Origin of the sequence: Wolbachia endosymbiont of Drosophila pseudotakahashii, assembly GCF_026015925.1 — a bacterium.
GTDB classification, from domain to species: domain Bacteria; phylum Pseudomonadota; class Alphaproteobacteria; order Rickettsiales; family Anaplasmataceae; genus Wolbachia; species Wolbachia pipientis.
Window position 1 is genome coordinate 974128 of record NZ_CP110359.1, and the last position, 16123, is coordinate 990250.

16 protein-coding genes and 1 tRNA gene are annotated in these 16123 nt (G+C 36.0%); 5 read left to right on the forward strand and 12 right to left on the reverse strand.

Features of this window, described 5'->3' with window-relative positions:
- Nucleotides 1–3 precede the first annotated feature (3 nt).
- Genes ONI09_RS07010 through rpsB form a run of 5 tightly spaced genes read right to left on the reverse strand, consistent with a single transcriptional unit; the run spans nucleotide 4 to nucleotide 3281 of the window.
- Nucleotides 4–267, reverse strand: coding sequence for a hypothetical protein (locus ONI09_RS07010; RefSeq protein ID WP_039964055.1), 264 nt, complete (start codon nucleotides 265–267; stop codon nucleotides 4–6).
- A gap of 5 nt (nucleotides 268–272) precedes the next feature.
- A complete protein-coding gene (gene frr, locus ONI09_RS05075) occupies nucleotides 273–830 on the reverse strand; it encodes a ribosome recycling factor (RefSeq protein ID WP_007549203.1) in 558 nt (185 codons plus the stop codon).
- A 7-nt stretch (nucleotides 831–837) separates the two neighbouring features.
- Nucleotides 838–1581, reverse strand: a complete 744-nt coding sequence (gene pyrH / locus ONI09_RS05080) for a UMP kinase (RefSeq protein WP_007549204.1) — start codon at nucleotides 1579–1581, stop codon at nucleotides 838–840.
- A gap of 10 nt (nucleotides 1582–1591) precedes the next feature.
- Nucleotides 1592–2452: a translation elongation factor Ts gene (tsf, locus tag ONI09_RS05085; protein WP_265013869.1), complete on the reverse strand. Its 861-nt coding sequence runs from the start codon at nucleotides 2450–2452 to the stop codon at nucleotides 1592–1594.
- On the reverse strand, nucleotides 2442–3281 hold the full coding sequence (rpsB, locus tag ONI09_RS05090) for a 30S ribosomal protein S2 (RefSeq protein ID WP_265013870.1): 840 nt from the start codon (nucleotides 3279–3281) through the stop codon (nucleotides 2442–2444). The genes tsf and rpsB overlap by 11 nt, the downstream gene beginning before the upstream one ends.
- A gap of 192 nt (nucleotides 3282–3473) precedes the next feature.
- Between rpsB and ONI09_RS05095 the strand changes: the two genes are divergently transcribed.
- The 4 genes from ONI09_RS05095 (at nucleotide 3474) to ONI09_RS05110 (ending at nucleotide 7196) form a co-directional block, all read left to right on the forward strand.
- A tRNA-Asp gene (locus ONI09_RS05095) sits at nucleotides 3474–3550 on the forward strand.
- 137 nt (nucleotides 3551–3687) lie between these two features.
- Nucleotides 3688–4059 (forward strand): preprotein translocase subunit YajC, encoded by a 372-nt coding sequence (gene yajC, locus ONI09_RS05100; RefSeq protein ID WP_015589055.1) that lies wholly within the window; start codon nucleotides 3688–3690, stop codon nucleotides 4057–4059.
- Between the two features lie 80 nt (nucleotides 4060–4139).
- Nucleotides 4140–5960, forward strand: coding sequence for a glutamine--fructose-6-phosphate transaminase (isomerizing) (gene glmS / locus ONI09_RS05105; RefSeq protein ID WP_265014436.1), 1821 nt, complete (start codon nucleotides 4140–4142; stop codon nucleotides 5958–5960).
- 315 nt (nucleotides 5961–6275) lie between these two features.
- The gene (locus ONI09_RS05110) at nucleotides 6276–7196 is read left to right on the forward strand and encodes an Rpn family recombination-promoting nuclease/putative transposase (RefSeq protein ID WP_265013871.1); all 921 of its coding nucleotides are present in this window, start codon (nucleotides 6276–6278) and stop codon (nucleotides 7194–7196) included.
- 114 nt (nucleotides 7197–7310) lie between these two features.
- Here the strand turns inward: ONI09_RS05110 and ONI09_RS05115 are convergent, their stop codons facing one another.
- From ONI09_RS05115 to ONI09_RS05130, 4 genes are all read right to left on the reverse strand, one after another.
- Complete coding sequence (locus tag ONI09_RS05115; RefSeq protein ID WP_006279936.1) at nucleotides 7311–7502, reverse strand: hypothetical protein; 192 nt, start codon at nucleotides 7500–7502, stop codon at nucleotides 7311–7313.
- A gap of 96 nt (nucleotides 7503–7598) precedes the next feature.
- Nucleotides 7599–8486 carry a UDP-N-acetylmuramate dehydrogenase gene (murB, locus tag ONI09_RS05120; protein WP_265013872.1) on the reverse strand — a complete coding sequence of 296 codons (888 nt, stop codon included), beginning with the start codon at nucleotides 8484–8486 and terminating at the stop codon, nucleotides 7599–7601.
- Nucleotides 8477–9355, reverse strand: coding sequence for a hydroxymethylbilane synthase (gene hemC, locus ONI09_RS05125; RefSeq protein ID WP_265013873.1), 879 nt, complete (start codon nucleotides 9353–9355; stop codon nucleotides 8477–8479). Before hemC ends, murB begins: the two co-directional genes overlap by 10 nt.
- A gap of 97 nt (nucleotides 9356–9452) precedes the next feature.
- Nucleotides 9453–9650, reverse strand: coding sequence for a hypothetical protein (locus ONI09_RS05130; protein ID WP_265013874.1), 198 nt, complete (start codon nucleotides 9648–9650; stop codon nucleotides 9453–9455).
- A gap of 672 nt (nucleotides 9651–10322) precedes the next feature.
- Between ONI09_RS05130 and odhB the strand changes: the two genes are divergently transcribed.
- Nucleotides 10323–11495 (forward strand): 2-oxoglutarate dehydrogenase complex dihydrolipoyllysine-residue succinyltransferase, encoded by a 1173-nt coding sequence (gene odhB / locus ONI09_RS05135; RefSeq protein WP_265013875.1) that lies wholly within the window; start codon nucleotides 10323–10325, stop codon nucleotides 11493–11495.
- A 75-nt stretch (nucleotides 11496–11570) separates the two neighbouring features.
- Here odhB and ONI09_RS05140 read toward each other — a convergent pair whose 3' ends face one another.
- From ONI09_RS05140 to ONI09_RS05150, 3 genes are read right to left on the reverse strand one after another with little or no spacing between them, the layout of a single operon-like run.
- Complete coding sequence (locus ONI09_RS05140; RefSeq protein ID WP_266406914.1) at nucleotides 11571–12182, reverse strand: tetratricopeptide repeat protein; 612 nt, start codon at nucleotides 12180–12182, stop codon at nucleotides 11571–11573.
- 12 nt (nucleotides 12183–12194) lie between these two features.
- Nucleotides 12195–15209, reverse strand: a complete 3015-nt coding sequence (locus tag ONI09_RS05145; protein ID WP_265013877.1) for a tetratricopeptide repeat protein — start codon at nucleotides 15207–15209, stop codon at nucleotides 12195–12197.
- Nucleotides 15194–15892 (reverse strand): hypothetical protein, encoded by a 699-nt coding sequence (locus tag ONI09_RS05150; RefSeq protein WP_265013878.1) that lies wholly within the window; start codon nucleotides 15890–15892, stop codon nucleotides 15194–15196. Before ONI09_RS05150 ends, ONI09_RS05145 begins: the two co-directional genes overlap by 16 nt.
- Nucleotides 15893–16123: the final 231 nt, after the last annotated feature.

Sequence of the window (16123 nt, forward strand, 5' to 3'; positions counted from 1 at the left end):
AATTTAACCTAATTTTGACTTGAGTGAAATTTTTTGGATTTCAATGGACACCTGGAAGGTGTCAGCTACTTGCATGACAGGAAGAGAGTTACTGTAGTGACACCAATAGTTGATACTTGAATGCAAAATTGGTGTCATCCCAGTGCTCCGACACTGGGATCCAGGAAATTTGATTTCAAACAAGTGCATCAGATAGTTGTATAGTAAAGACTGGATTCCAGTGTCAAGCACTGGAATGACATCATTTGCTATGTAAGCTTTCTCCATATCATTTAGTGATTCAGTATATCCTTTTCTTTGATGGACAATTCACCATCAATTTTTTTTATATTATTATCAGTAATATTTTGTATTTCCTTTTTAGCACCATGAAAATCATCTTCTGAGATTTCTTTATTTTCCTTCATTTTTTCTGTTTCTTCCATAATATCTCTACGTATATTTCTAATGGCAATCCGTGCATTTTCAGCAAACTGATGCAATAATTTCACTAATTTTTCACGGGTTTCTTGTGTTAAGTCCGGAAGAGCTATACGTATGGTATTGCCCTCAACAACAGGATTTAAATTCAAGTTGGCATTTAATATAGCATTTTTCACTTCACCGACAACATTAATATCCCAAATTTTAATTGATAGAGTTTTGTTATCTATAACCGAAACACCTGCAACCTGATTTAACTTTTGATGTCCACCATAGATATTTACAACTATACCATCAAGCAACGATGCGCTAGCTCTACCAGTGCGTACGCCTTTAATATCATCATGAAAGGACTGAATAGTTTTTAGCATTCTTTCTTTTGTTTTAGCTTTTATTTCATTTAACATAAATTACCTAATGTTTACAATCTGAAACTATAGTATAAGTACCTTGACCCTTAATAATATTGACTATTTTTTCTCCCTTCAAAGAAAAAACTATAATTGGAATAGAATTCTCACGAGCAAGTGAAATTGCTGATGCATCCATAACTTTTAAATCACGAGTCAATAAATCCGTGTAAGAAAGCCTATCATACATTACAGCATCCTCATTTTTTTTCGGATCAGCGGAGTATACACCATTTACTTGCGTACCCTTTAGAATAACATCACAATTCATTTCAACAGCACGTAAGGCTGCAGCTGTATCTGTAGTAAAAAATGGGTTGCCTGTGCCTGCTGCAAAAATTACCACTCTACCTTTTTCTAAATGACGAATAGCTTTCCTTCTTATGTAAGGTTCACATACAGTGGCCATGGGTATTGCAGATAATACCCTAGAAGCTATTAAATTTTTTTCTAAAAAGTTTTGTAAAATTAAAGCATTGATTATAGTTGCAAGCATTCCAATATAATCACTACTTGCTCTTTCACAGCCACTTAAAGACGCAGATGTGCCACGAAAGATATTACCACCACCAACAACAATACATACCTGAACTCCAAGCCTGTTAATATCAGCTATATCTTTGCACAATTGGCTTATTATTCCCATATCATAGCCAAAAGACTGTGACCCCATTAAAGCTTCACCAGAAATTTTAAATAACACTCTGGAATATTTTATTTCGCTTTTTTCATTTATTGAGGGAAACATTTTTTACCATTTAGTTTGCACCACCCAAAACAAGTAACTTGTAATTAGATAATTTAATAGCACTCATCTCGCTTGATTTTATAAAATCAGAAACCTTCATTTTATCATCCTTTATGAACTTTTGTTCTAGTAAAACAACTTCTTCATAGTACTTAGCCATTCGTCCATCTACTATTTTTTTTGCTACTTCTTCAGGTTTATTTAAGCCCCTCACTTGCTCTTCAATTATAGAACGTTCATTTTTCAACTTCATTTGATCTAAATCATCTATAGACAAAGCTTCAGGCTTCATAGCAACTACATGCATAGCTATTTGTTTCCCAATCTCTTGTAGCTTCGCCTTATCACCAGATGATTGCAATTCAATTAAAGCACCAATCTTACCTAAGCCACACACATCACCATGTACGTAGCCAGCAATAACTCCATCCTTAGCTTCTAAGTAACAAAGCTTGCTTAACTCTAGCTTCTCACCAAGAACTGATGTACCATTCATAATAGCTTCCTGCACTGTGCCAATGCTTTCATACTTGGCATTTTTTAACTCATCAACGCTAGTACAGCGTTCTTGATGAGCAATTGATGCTAAATTTGAAACTAACTCTATAAATTTCTCATTCCTTGCAACAAAATCGGTTTCGCAATTGAGTTCAATCAATACACCACAATTTTCAGTCAAACACATAGCAACGAGCCCATCTGAAGCTACTCTATCAGATTTTTTGTCAGCTTTAGCAAGACCTATTGTACGTAACTTATCAACGGCTTTCTTGATTTCACCATCACATTCTTCCAATGCTTTTTTACAGTCACTTAAGCCAAGCCCTGTTCTATCACGTAATTCTCTTATATCATCTGGATTAATCTTCATTTGTTACTACCTCCCTTTCTTCTTCTTTGTAAACTTTACTACGTCTCCTTTTAGTTTGCACAATACCATCTTCTTTTTCTTGAATAAACTCATCACCCCTTATATCATCAATCTTAACTCCAGATTTTGCTAGACTAGACTCTATTCCAGCTAATATAGAGTCGGTAACTAATTTACAATAGAGCTCTATTGATTTTCTTGAGTCATCATTTCCAGGTATTAGATAAGTAATACCATCTGGATCAGAATTAGTATCAAGTATTGCAACTATTGGAATTCCTAACTTCTTAGCCTCCTTAACCGCTATATGCTCTTTATTAGTATCAATGATGAATAAGATATCAGGAATTGCTCCCATTTCTCTAATACCGCCAAGCGCCTTATCAAGCTTTTGCTTTTTCTTTTCAATGTTTCCCAATTCTTTCTTTGTTAAAATGCTATCCTCGTCATTTAATATTTTCTCATATTGCATCAAGGTTTTTATCGAAGAAGAAACAGTGCCCCAATTAGTAAGCATACCACCAAGCCAACGATGATTCACATAATATTGACCACAACGAATCGCTTCACTTGCAATAATATCAAAAGCTTGAAACTTTGTACCAACAAATAGAATGCGACCACCTTGAAATGCAACGTCATATAAAGCCTTCATGGCCACCTGTAGCAATGGTAGTGTTTTTCGCAAATCAATTATATGTATACGATTTTCTTGATGCACTCCATATATGTATGGAGCCATTTTTGCGTTCCAGCGACTAATTTTGTGACCAAAATGTACACCAGATTCAGCTAAATCACGCACAGTGACTTTAGGCAAATTTGTCATATATCATTCCTCCAAATAGTTTACCTTCCATGGCATAACCCTAATGGGACTACTTGTACAAGCCATGTGTGAAATTAAATTATTTACATAGTAATAGAAAAGACAGCAAAGCGCAAACAAAAAATATTGACAAAGGGCAACATGTTTATTAGCTTTAAAGTTGAAGCCCGAAAACGCTAAAAAGAAATATAGGGGGGTGTAGCTCAGTTGGTTAGAGCGCATGCCTGTCACGCATGAGGTCGTGAGTTCAAGTCTCATCACTCCCGCCATATTAGTTTTAGCATAACTTAGAATTCGCAGTATTATTGACGGTATTGAGAAACGCCTTCACCAAACTTGACATGGCATGGTATTGTAATTAATACTTAAATAGGTTTGTTTTTATCATTAACAATTAGGATTAAATATGCTCATTTCTGAAGTTTTTGCAGCAGATGCAACTAGCAATACATCAAGTATCGGCGCATCTTTTGCTAGTTTTACTCCATTGATTTTAATATTTGTGGTATTTTATTTTCTCATTATTCGCCCGCAACAAAAAAAACTAAAAGAACATAGAAAGATGATAGATCAAATAAAACGTGGTGATACAGTCATTACTTCTGGTGGAATAATAGGTGAAGTTAATAAAGTTGATGAGGCAAATGCACAATTTATAATAGAAATAGCACCAAAAGTTGAGATAAAAGTTCTAAAGTCCGCTATATCTGAGGTTTTAAGCAAAGAAACTCAAAAAGTAGCAGCTAAACCAATTAAAAAGGTAAAATCGAAAGAATGATAAAAAGAATATAAATCAACCAGTAATAAAGGCAAAAATGCTTAACATGTTTAGAAAAAAGTTTGTTTGGTGATCCATTTGTGTGCGGAATATTTGGTGTAGTAAGTAGCGGTGATTCAGTAATACCAACCTTACTAACTGGGTTACAAAAATTGGAATATAGGGGATATGATTCCTCAGGTATAGCAATCATAAATAACGAAGGTAAGATAGAAGTCAAAAAATCAGAAGGTAAAGTCGAAAGGTTATGTGAAGTTGTTGATGACAGCAATATGTCTCACAGTACAGTTGGTATAGCACATACTCGCTGGGCTACACATGGAGTCCCAGGCCTTAAAAATGCTCACCCCATTCGTACAAATAACGTTGTTGTTGCTCATAACGGCATAATTGAGAATTACAGTCTGCTAAAAAAGGGCCTAGAAGAAAGGGGCATGTCATTCCATACTGACACTGACACAGAGATCATACCAAACATGCTAACCTTATATCTCGATGAAGGATTGTCGCCAGTTGATTCTCTATTTAAGTGTTTAAACAACCTACACGGCTCATTTGCCTTGGTCTTATTATTTGCAGAATATCCAGACGCCTTATTTGTTGCGAAGAGAAATTTGCCTTTAGCAATAGGCTATAGCTGTAACACAGTGTTTGCTGCATCTGACTCTAATGCTTTAAGTGCATTTGTGGAAAAAATATCGCATTTGGAAGATGATGACATTGCAGTGATAAAATCTAGTGGAGTTAGTATATACAACAATGGTACACAAGTTAAACGCAGTATAGAAAATAGTAGTCCAAGTGATTTTCTAATTAGCAAAAATGGTTACCCTAGCTTCATGTTAAAAGAGATTTTTGAGCAACCGCGTGCATTAAACAAAACAATAAATCAATTTTACAAGCAATATAAAGAGGTAATATTTGCTAACAAAAAATTGTTTTCTGAGCTGAGTTACATTACTATAGTTGGATGCGGGTCATCTTATTTTGCTGGGATAATAGCAAAGTATTGGCTGGAAAATGTCGCTCAAGTTCGAGTATATCTAGAAATCTCATCAGAATTTAGGTATAGCAACGTCAAGCTGGAAGAAGGCAGCATTGGGTTATTTATCTCTCAATCTGGCGAAACTGCAGATACCATAGAAGCGCTGCGTTATGCGAAATCACAGAAGCAAACAATCATAAGTATAACTAATACATTTAGCAGCAGCATTGAAAAGATCTCAGATATTGTGTTACATACTCTTGCTGGGCAAGAAATTGGTGTTGCTTCAACAAAAACCTTTTCTGCGCAACTTGCAACTTTAGCATGCTTTGCCGCGGAGCTTGGAAAAATAAAAGGTATACTGGGTGGAGAGAGAATAAAACAGCTAAGCAACGCTATTAACTCTATTCCCAAGTATGTTGAGCATGTTTTAAATGTGATGAAAATACAACATATATCAGGCAGCATATTAGAACACAATAACGTTATTTTAATTGGCAGAGGAAGTTCATACGGAGTTGCAATGGAAGGCGCATTGAAAATAAAAGAGCTTTCATACATCAATACCATTGGTATTGCAGCGGGAGAAATGAAGCATGGTTCTATTGCTTTAATAGACTCTACTGTGCTTGTTATAGCAATTATCCCTTATGATGATTTATTCTTTAAAACGCTATCTAATATACAAGAGATTATTGCAAGAAAAGGCAAAGTAATTGCCTTCAGTGATAAACAAGGAGCGCCATTCCTAAGGGGAGTTTGCGCAGATGTGGTGCAACTTCCAGACACTGATAATTTTATCTCTCCAATCATCTACAGTGTTGCTATGCAATTCCTTGCTTACTTTACTGCAGCAAAAAAAGGGTTAGATGCAGATTGTCCAAGAAATTTAGCTAAGTCTGTCACGGTTGAGTAGTCCATTTAAAGTTAAAGCTAAACTTCTAATTAAGGTAACCAGACTGCATTCTGTGATTTTTAGCAAAACACGATACACAATCGTCATTCCGCTACTAGTTAGCGGAATCTATGCCGAGATACCGCGAATGAATCGCGGTATGACGGTTCGCGGTGGTATGACGGTTAAGTAATTCGTCATCCCGCTGCTTGTTAGCGGGATCTAGAGATACCGCGGCGGTATGACGGTTCGCGGCGGCATAGCTATCTTCAAAAATATGGTTGAATAATTGTTAATAATAGTGTATAATTATTAATATTTTTAAGCACTTTGGCTATGGCTTTATCTAAGTTTCTCGACCCTAAGCTGGATTTGACCTTCAAAAAAATATTTGGCACTGAAAAAAATAAGAATATTCTCATACATTTTTTGAATGATATTTTAGGGTTTACTGAGATAAATACTATACAAGAAGTGGAATTCCTCAGTACTATAATGGATCCTGAAATTGCATCTGATAAACAAAGTATAGTTGATGTTCTTTGCAGGGATTCTAGTGGGGCCAGGTATGTGATTGAAATGCAGCTTACTCGCGATAAAGGTTTCGAAAAACGAGCTCAACTGTATGCTGCTAAGGCTTACTCAAGACAATTAGATAAATCTGGCAACTACATTGATTTAAAGAAAATCTTCTTTATTGCTATATCAAATTGTAACTTACTTCCTGAAGAAGTTGATTATATATCCAGCCACACTATAAGAGATGAGAAAACCAATGAGCATGACTTAAAAGATTTTCAATTTGTATTTATTGAACTACCTAAATTTCCTAAGAATAAGGAAGAACAGCTAGAAAGCATAGTGGATCGTTGGTTATTTTTCTTCAAATATGCAGATGAAACTACGGAAGAAGACTTAAGGAAAATAGCAGAAAAAGCACCGATAATAAAGTTAGCCTACGATGAATTAGACAGGTTTAGCTGGAATGAAAAAGATTTAGTAGCTTACGAGGAAAGAATAATGGATCTACGCAAAGAAGAAGCCATTCTTGAATACAGACTTGATCTTGCTACTGAAAAAGGCATCCAAATTGGCGAAGAAAGAGGCATCAAAATCGGTAAAGAGGAAGGCAAAATTGAAGGGAAAATTGAAGTCGCAAAAGCAATGCTGGCTAATAATGTTGATGTTAACACTATTGTCAAATTTACTGGCCTTTCTATTAGTGAGATTGAAGAATTAAGTGTGAACAATTACTAATTAAGAACTTTAATTATCAATCATAAGTCACTGAATTTCGTTAGTAAATTTGTTGCCATTATCCATATTGCACAATTGTATATAAGATATAGTATAACAATAGTGTCCGTTCAGCTAATACCAATTCCCACTGCACAACAAACGGATAGGCAACAATGGAAAAAAAGCCATACTATTGCCTTTCTTTCTCACTCCACAATTAAATAACTCTGCAATATCGCTTATTTGATTCACTAATAATGAGAATTGGTATAACTTTGCTATTTTTCTCTCTAGATTCTTGCAAAGTTCTACAAGATTAACCACATTACCTCACGTTTTCTCTATGATTATTTTTTTAGATTACTTGTCTACCTTATTTGCCGTTCTCCTGAACGAATATACATAAGCTATAAAAACTATCTAATAGCTACCCAAAACCCTTATTTCCCACTCAAGTTCAACATTAAATTTATCCTTTACTGCATCTTTTACTTTGTTGCCAAGGTTTTCCAAGTCAGATGCAGTTGCATTATCGTAATTGAGCAAGAAGTTACAATGTTTCTTAGAGATTCTAGCTCCACCAATATTTAACCCTAGGCAGCCAGATTTATCAATTAACTCCCATGCTCGGTAGTTTTTTGGATTTTTGAATATGCACCCAGCAGTTTTTCCTCTTATTGGCTGGCTTTTATTTTTCCTCTCAATAACTTCCTTTAACCTTTGCAGTATAAGCTCATACTCTGAGTTTACTCCTTTAAACTCAGCTTCAACAAAAATCCAATTTCCTTTTAGGCTATGTCCACGGTAAAAATACCCCATTTCTTCGCTGGAGAACTCATATAGGTTTCCATCCTCTAGATTCACTGCTTTTATGGATTGTACAACGCTTGCGATGTCACTACCATACGCACCTGCATTCATTTCTATTCCGCCACCAACTGTTCCTGGAATTCCAACTAGAAACTCAAGTCCACTAATTTGTTGCTCTCCTGCAAAGTAAGCAAGGTTCCTGAGCAGCGCAGCACCACCTGCAACAATGGAGTTGTTACCTTTATTTTTTATATATGAAAATTCCTTACCCAATTTTACTATTATTCCTCGAATGCCACTATCCCGCACTATTATGTTGGATGTTGCACCGATAACGTTGATTGGCAACTCAGTGTTTTTAATCAAGCATGTTAAATCTTCAATATCACGTGGTTTAAATAATATATCAGCTCGTCCACCGACATTTAACCACGTTGCTTTAGACATTAAGATGTCATAACGATAGACTCCACGTACTTTAGGTAAGCTTATAAGCATTTTGATTTCAACTCTAACCCTGCATCCATACCCATTTTCTCCGCATCTTCTATAAATGAAGTGCGCTCAGTGAAGTATATATTTTTTTCATCTGCCAACATACAACGAAGATGTAGCATATTTTCGCTCACATATTCAGCCAAAGCTGCAAGTGGTGTAAAACATGAACCATTCACTGTCTTCATAAAACTGCGCTCTGATTTCACTCTTATAAAAGACATATTATTATTAATTTTCTCTAAAAGATCGATAATTTTTACATCATTCCTTCTACATTGAATACAAATCGCTCCCTGTCCCACTGCACTTAACATAACTTTTGGTGGCAATACCTCTGTAATTAAGTGATGTTTTTCTAATCTTATGAGCCCTGCTTCAGCTAAAATTATTCCATCAAAACTTTGATTTTGCAATCTAGTTGTTACATTTCCACGTAACGGTACTATATTTAAATCTGGTCTAAAATTTAGTAACTGAACTTTTCTTCTTATTGCAGAAGTGGCAATAATAGCCTGTTGTGGCAAAGACTCAAGGCTATTGTGTTTATGAGAAATAAACGCATCGCATGGACTTAGCCTTTCTAAAACACAAGGAATTGTTAAGCCCCCTGAGAAAAACGCAGGCACATCCTTTAACGAATGAACTGCCATATCTATATTATTTTCGAGCAATTCAGCCTCAATTTCTTTAATGAATAATCCTTTACCCCCTATTTCAGCAAGATTTGCGTTTGCATACTTATCTCCAGAAGTTTTTATCTTAACAATTTCAATAGATAAGTTAGGAAAAGAGTCCAGCAACTTTTGTTTTGCTTCCAAAGCCTGGGCAACTGCAAGCTTGCTTCCTCTGGTACCTATTTTGACTAGCATATGTACGACTGTTTGAATACCAAACCTTAACCTAATTAATTATTTAAACACTTCGGTAACGTGTATCGCATGAACTTCGGTTACCCTCTCTCTGATGTCATCCGAGTAGCTGACTACTTGGATCCAGTTTATATGAGCCTTTGCATTTATTGTACTTTAACTTAAAACCAAAAGCAACTTTGCCTTTACAAAATAATAACCTTTTATATGCATAAATAAGCTTACTGGATTCTAGTGTCAAGCTACTTGCATGACAAGGTATAAACCTTATCGTCATACCACCGCGAACCGTCATACCGTCACGGTATCTCTAGATCCCGCTAACAAGCAGCGGGATGACGGTTGTCGTTTAGCTATAAATATTAAAAAATTTACCAAGCGAAAAAAAAGGCAAAAGAAGCCCCGTGGTGGTTGGCCATTTACTACGTACTAAAATATCGGCGTTTTTTTTATTCTAAAACGCTTGATTAAGAGCGATTTAGCTGCTTTTAACTTGCAACTAACCTACACCGCAAGTGTTTAAGAAATTTACTAAGCAGGAAAAAAGGCAAAGAAACCCCGTAGTAGCTAGCATTCAAATTCTCCCTTGTCAATTTGACGTTTTTTGCTGTCTTAAACGCTTTGTAAGCGCGTTTCGGCTTATATAGGTAAAAACCTAAAAATTTTTAAAGACATGCGATGCACGTAGTGCGAAAAATTAAACATGAGACGCCAAATACCCTAAGTTTTTTGTCATTAACCTGCACAGATTGCGAAGATAAATAAATAGCTTCAGTACCATGATAGGGGGGCTCACAAAGCTTGTCAAGGAATTTTTATGGCCTAGCATCACGTGCTGGAATGACATTTGGGAATATGTTATCCGTTTGTCACTTCTAAATGATAAGAGCCTCAATGAATTTATTAGTTTATTACATGTCTCTTTTCATGTATAAATCTATAGAAAGTTTTATACGGAAGTTGTTTTATGAGCAAAATTATAGAAATCAGAGCACCAAAAACTCTTGGTGGTGAATCAGTTACAGAAGGTATAGTAAAAATAAAGAAGGGTATTGGAGAAGCAGTAAAAGTAGATGACTTGATCTTTGAAATTGAAACTGACAAAACAGCACTCGAATTAACTGCAGAAGCTTCAGGGCAAATAACTGAATTTCTTATAAAAGAAGATGATGTAATAAGTCCTGATCAATTGTTAGCAAAGCTTTCCATGGGAGAAGTAAAAGAGGAAGCGAGAAAAGAAGATAAAAGCGAAAGTGCTGCTAAAAAAGATGCTCCATCAGCTCGTAAAATTATGGAAGAAAATGCAATCAGTGCAGAAAGCGTCAAAGGAACTGGCATGGGAGGCAGAATAACAAAAGCAGATGTGATAGGCCATATGAACAAAGCTGAACAACCTGCAATAAAACAATATGAATTGCCAAAAAGTGTAGTAAATGGAGAGCAAAGAGAGGAACGAGTAAAAATGAGCAAAATAAGGCAAGTAATTGCCGCTCGTTTGAAAGCATCGCAAAATACTGCTGCAATACTGACCACGTTCAATGAAATTGACATGAAAAATGTCATGGATCTAAGAGCAAAATATAAGGACGCCTTTGAAAAAAAATATGGAATAAAACTTGGTTTTATGTCGTTTTTTATAAAGGCAGCAGTGCAAGCATTGAAAGAAATTGCTGAAATTAACGCTGAAATCTCAGGCGATGAAATCATATATAAACATTACTATGACGTAGGTGTTGCTGTTGGCACCGATAAAGGTCTTGTTGTACCAGTTATTCGGGGTGCCGATCAGATGTCATTTGCAGAAATTGAGTTGATTTTAGTTGCTCTTGGCAAAAAAGCTCGTGAGGGTAAATTACAAGTATCAGAAATGGAAGGTGCAACATTTACCATCTCAAACGGTGGAGTATACGGTTCACTTCTTTCCACTCCGATAATAAACCCTCCGCAATCTGGAATACTTGGAATGCATTCAATACAAAACAGGCCAGTTGCTGTTGGTAATGCAGTAGAAATCAGACCTATGATGTACATTGCTCTCTCTTACGATCACAGAATAGTTGACGGCAAAGGAGCAGTAACTTTCCTCGTTAAAATAAAAAATTACATAGAAGATCCAAACAGATTAGTTTTGGAAGTGTAGCTCAAATGAGTTGTTGTTAGTCTAGTATTGCTCAAAACCTAAACTTTGTCTAATTCTGCCAGCAGTTTAGCAACTTCAGAAATGATTAGGGCTCTGATGTTCCTTAAAGATAGATACAGCCCGTGCAAACGACTCCTGTTGTTTCTTGTGGTCACCTAAGGTACCATAAACTTCACATAAGTCTGCCAGTAGTTTGGCAACTTCCGGATGATCAGAGCCGTAATGTTCTTCAAAAATAGGAAAGGCCTGTTCAAGCAGCTCCTTTTTTTCCTTATGGTCACCTAAATCCCCATGAGTGCCACCGTGGCTTACCAGTAGCTTAGCAACTTGAATATGACCAGAACCATAGTGTTTCTCAAAAACAGGTGAAACCCGCTCAAACAACTCTTTAGCTTTCTGAGGATTACCTAAATCCCTGTAAACATTACCTAGATTTGCTAGTGTTCTAGCAACTTCAAAATGATCAGGCCCATAATGCTTCTTTTGAATCGCTAGAGCCCTTTCAAGCAGCTCTTTAGCTTTATGAGGGTTACATAAATCCTTGTAAGCGTTACCGAGACTCACTCGTACTTTAGCAATTTTAAAATGATCACGGCCATAATATTTCTCAAAAACAGGCAAAGCTTGCTCAAGAAATTTTTGTGCCTTCTGGGGACTGCCTGAAGCCCCATAAGCGGGGCCTAGAATTTCCCATAGACTTTAGAAGTAATCATGGACATGATGCTTCTCAAGAATAAATGAGGCCTGCTCAAGCAACTCCTTTGCTTTCTGAGGGTTACCTAAATCCCCATAGGTAATACTTAGGTTTGCCAATAGTTTAGCAACTTCAAGATGATCAGGACCGTAATGTTTCTCAAAAATAGGTAAAGCCCGTTCAAACAACTCTTTAGCTTTTTGAGAATCACCTAAGTCTCCATAAGTTCCGCCTAGGTTTTTTAGTATTATAGCAACTGTAAAATGGTTAGGCTCATAATGTTTCTCTTGAATTGCTAAAGCCCGTTCAAGCAACTCTTTTGCTTTCTGAAGATTGCCTAAATCTCCATGAGCGTTACTTAGGTTTGTCAATGTGATAGCAACTTGGAAATGATCGGGGCCATAATGTTTCTCTTGAATTGCTAAAGCCTGTTCAAGTAACTCTTTTGCTTTCTGAGGATCACCTAAAGTCCTATAAGTGGTACCGAAGCTCACTAATGTTCTAGCAACTTCGAAATGATCAGGTCCATAATGTTTTTCTTGAATTGCTAAAGCCCGTTCAAGCAACTCTTTTGCTTTCCGAGAATTACCTAAATTTCCATAGGCATCACCTAGATTGGCCAATTCAATGGCAACCTGAAAATGATCAGAACCATAGTATTCTTCAAGAATAGGTAAAGCCTGTTCAAGCAACTCCTTTTGCCTACTAGGATTACCTGAATCCCCATAAGCATTACCTAGATTTGTCAGTGCAATGGCAACTTGAAAATGATCAGAGCCATAGTGTTTCTCAAGAATAGGTAAAGCCTGTTCAAGCAACTCCCTTTGCTTCTGAGGATCACCTGAGGTACCGTAAACGATACCGAGGTTTATCAGTGTAATAGCAACTTGAAAATGATCAGAACCATAATGTTCCTCTTGAATTGTAAAAGCCCGTCTAAGCAACTCTTTTGCTTTCTGAGGATCACCTAAAGTCCTATAAGCGGTACCGAGACTTATTAGTGTGCTAGCAACTTGGAAATGATCAGGCCCATAATGTTTCTCTTGAATTACTAAAGCCCGTTCAAGCAACTCCTTTTTTTCCTCATGGTTACCTAAATCCCCATAAACAATACCGAGGTTTGTCAGTATAATAGCAACTTGAGAATGATCAGGTTCATAACGTTTTTCTTGAATTGCTAAAGCCCGTTTGAGCAACTCCTTTTGTTTCTGAGGATCGCCTAAGCTCCCATAAGCGTTACCTAGGTTTATCAGTATAATAGCAACTTGAGAATGATCATGTCCATAATGTTTCTCAAGAATAGGTAAAGCATGCTCAAGTAACTTCTTTTCTTTCTTATGATCACCTAAATCCCCATAAGCGTTACCTAGGTTTGCCCGTGCTATAGCAACTTGAAAGTGATAAGGCCCATAATGTTTCTCTTGAACTACTAAAGCCCGTTCAAACAGCTCCTTTTGTCTTCTGGAATTACCCAAGTCACGGTATCCATCACCCATCCATATTAATAAATCTCCTAGATAATCCTTCTCTATTGTTTGTTTTTTCAAAGGGTTTTCTTTTAGCCAATTATCTATATGTGATAAGAACGCTTCTAAATGTAGTAATAATTGTCGTTTCTTAGTATAATCTTCTAATTTGTCACTGTCATAAGGAAAGCTTTCTTTCAGTAATTCAAAAGTCTTTTTCACAACTTTTTCTTTGCCTTGCTTTTCTAACTCTATTCTTGTTACTTGCTGCACTAACCTGTGAACGTTGACTGAACTTTGCTCTTCTCCTGAGTTGATCATTGAATATTGTTTAAGTAGTTGGATAGCATCACCTAACTTTTCTTCATTGCATTCTACCCCTAAAAACATTTTTGCAGGAATGTTGTCAGGAGCAATATAGGCAATGATATCCAAAATTTCTTTGGCTTGCTGACCATACTCTGGGTTATCTTTGATTTTATCAATAGTAATTCTCCAGGTTATAAAAGTTGTCTTGGTGTAGCTATTGTCGCTGTCTTTAGGAAACTTAAAATCAAGTAATTTTTCTGCTTCCTCTTTGTATCTCTTTAAATAATCACTAATTTCAAACTTCAAGCCTACATTCTTTAATGCTATATCCCTTTCTTTTATGTATGCAACTGCCTGCTGCAAAGCTAAAGGAAAATGCTGTAATGTTTCTGCCAAATTCTTTATTTCATTTTCTTGTGACCCATCTTTTATACCTAATGCTTTTCTAATAAAGTCTATTGATTCTGGTTCAGTAAATGCACCCAATGTTAATGATTTTATATCTCCCCATTTCTGATTACGAGAGGTAATCAAAACACTAGGTTTATTATCATCAGATGATAAAAAGTGGGACGGTAAGAATTGACTAATACCAGCATCTTGACCTTCACTTCTATATTCTTCTGCATTATCGAAAACAAAGAGACTTTTTCTCTTGGCGAAAAAAGCGTATATGTCTCTTACAATAGATTCAATATCCCTATCTTCTGTAGGAATGCCTAAAGGATCTCTAGCTAACCTGAGAAAAGACTGCACCATGGTTTCATGGGTTTCAGCTTTTATCCATATAATATTGTTGTCATAATCTTTACTGTGTTCTTCAATATATTTTTTGGCCAGCTCAGTCTTACCTATTCCTCCCAACCCACTAATAGAAACCAGTTGCGATATTACTGTGGCTACACCTTGACTCTCTTGTATTGACTCATGCAGTTTTTCTAGCTCTGTTTTTCTTCCAGTAAACGATCCTACTGGGTTTCTTACCTCAAATCGAAAGCCTCCTAAGATTTCTTCTTTCATCTTGCGAAAGAATTCTCTTCCGTCTTCATGTGTAAGAAAACGTCTCCCTTTTTCTTTCAGCCAATCTAGCATTTTTTCTTGGAAGCGAGCGTAAACATTTTTTCTGTCAATATCATTAAATTGCTCACCTAGCTCACTTTTGATAATATCCGCTAGTTTTATTTCATTAGGCTGATTTACTGCAAATACTAATTTGTCAAAAAATTCTTTTATATTGTCTTCCACCTACCTTCATTCATCATTCGTCCAAATTCACGTTGCCACGTCTGATTTCTTTCCAATTTCCTTTTTGAGTCCTGATCTGGTTTACTTTGAAGTTTTTCTATCTCCTCTTCTAATTCTTTTATCGTCTCTTCCACAGCACCCTTAAATGTCGGTTGCATTATTGAAATCATGTTATCGTGAGTACAAGAGAACTTATATCTAGTGCCACCGTCTTTAAAAAAGACATCACTAGTGTCGATTACTTCAACTAAAATTTCTATTTTCTCGTTTGGTCCTGAAGTTTTTACCTTCAATTTCCTCACTGTGTTTTGTGCTGTACTTTGATCCAGATCAAAATCGATATTAGTACAGATAATAAAATCTTTCAGGTTACCATCTGCAAAATCTTGATTATTTTTAATCTTTAGATAAGAGATGAAATACTTTGCTAACCTAAACTCATCTCTATTTTTATCTTTTGTAAGTAAGTCCCTTACTTCAATTTTTCTATTATCTTCATCTTGTGTATGTTTAGCCTGCAAAAAGCGGTATGCTTTCTTACTACCCTGGGTATATTCAAACACTAAGTCATCAAACTTTCTGGCTTCTTCTATTTCTGTACCTAAGCGAAAAGAATGCTGATAAAGTACTCCGCGATGCAAAAACAGCATCAATACCTTTAACTGATAGATATTACCGTGCATAATTCACCACTCTACTGAAGACTACCAATAACTTTCTTCGATAAAAGTTATCAAATGCCTAAAATAATGCAGCAGAATTTTTGTGTGTCAATAAAAAAGTCTGCAAGAACAGGGTTGGAAGTGTTCCTTTGTTTATTACCTTAGTATATGAATAAAGATTTCCCGAATCTAATATGTAATTGCTGTAGGCTGCATTTAGTAATATAATCTCATATTAAATAAGACTTTACT

Excerpts from the sequence above, each read along its gene's own strand:
- ONI09_RS07010 (WP_039964055.1), bottom strand. The coding sequence starts at position 267 with ATGGAGAAAGCTTACATAGCAAATGATGTCATTCCAGTGCTTGACACT.
- frr (WP_007549203.1), bottom strand. The coding sequence starts at position 830 with ATGTTAAATGAAATAAAAGCTAAAACAAAAGAAAGAATGCTAAAAACT.
- pyrH (WP_007549204.1), bottom strand. The coding sequence starts at position 1,581 with ATGTTTCCCTCAATAAATGAAAAAAGCGAAATAAAATATTCCAGAGTG.
- tsf (WP_265013869.1), bottom strand. The coding sequence starts at position 2,452 with ATGAAGATTAATCCAGATGATATAAGAGAATTACGTGATAGAACAGGG.
- rpsB (WP_265013870.1), bottom strand. The coding sequence starts at position 3,281 with ATGACAAATTTGCCTAAAGTCACTGTGCGTGATTTAGCTGAATCTGGT.
- yajC (WP_015589055.1), top strand. The coding sequence starts at position 3,688 with ATGCTCATTTCTGAAGTTTTTGCAGCAGATGCAACTAGCAATACATCA.
- ONI09_RS05110 (WP_265013871.1), top strand. The coding sequence starts at position 6,276 with ATGGCTTTATCTAAGTTTCTCGACCCTAAGCTGGATTTGACCTTCAAA.
- murB (WP_265013872.1), bottom strand. The coding sequence starts at position 8,486 with ATGCTTATAAGCTTACCTAAAGTACGTGGAGTCTATCGTTATGACATC.
- hemC (WP_265013873.1), bottom strand. The coding sequence starts at position 9,355 with ATGCTAGTCAAAATAGGTACCAGAGGAAGCAAGCTTGCAGTTGCCCAG.
- ONI09_RS05130 (WP_265013874.1), bottom strand. The coding sequence starts at position 9,650 with ATGACGGTTCGCGGTGGTATGACGATAAGGTTTATACCTTGTCATGCA.
- odhB (WP_265013875.1), top strand. The coding sequence starts at position 10,323 with ATGAGCAAAATTATAGAAATCAGAGCACCAAAAACTCTTGGTGGTGAA.
- ONI09_RS05150 (WP_265013878.1), bottom strand. The coding sequence starts at position 15,892 with ATGCACGGTAATATCTATCAGTTAAAGGTATTGATGCTGTTTTTGCAT.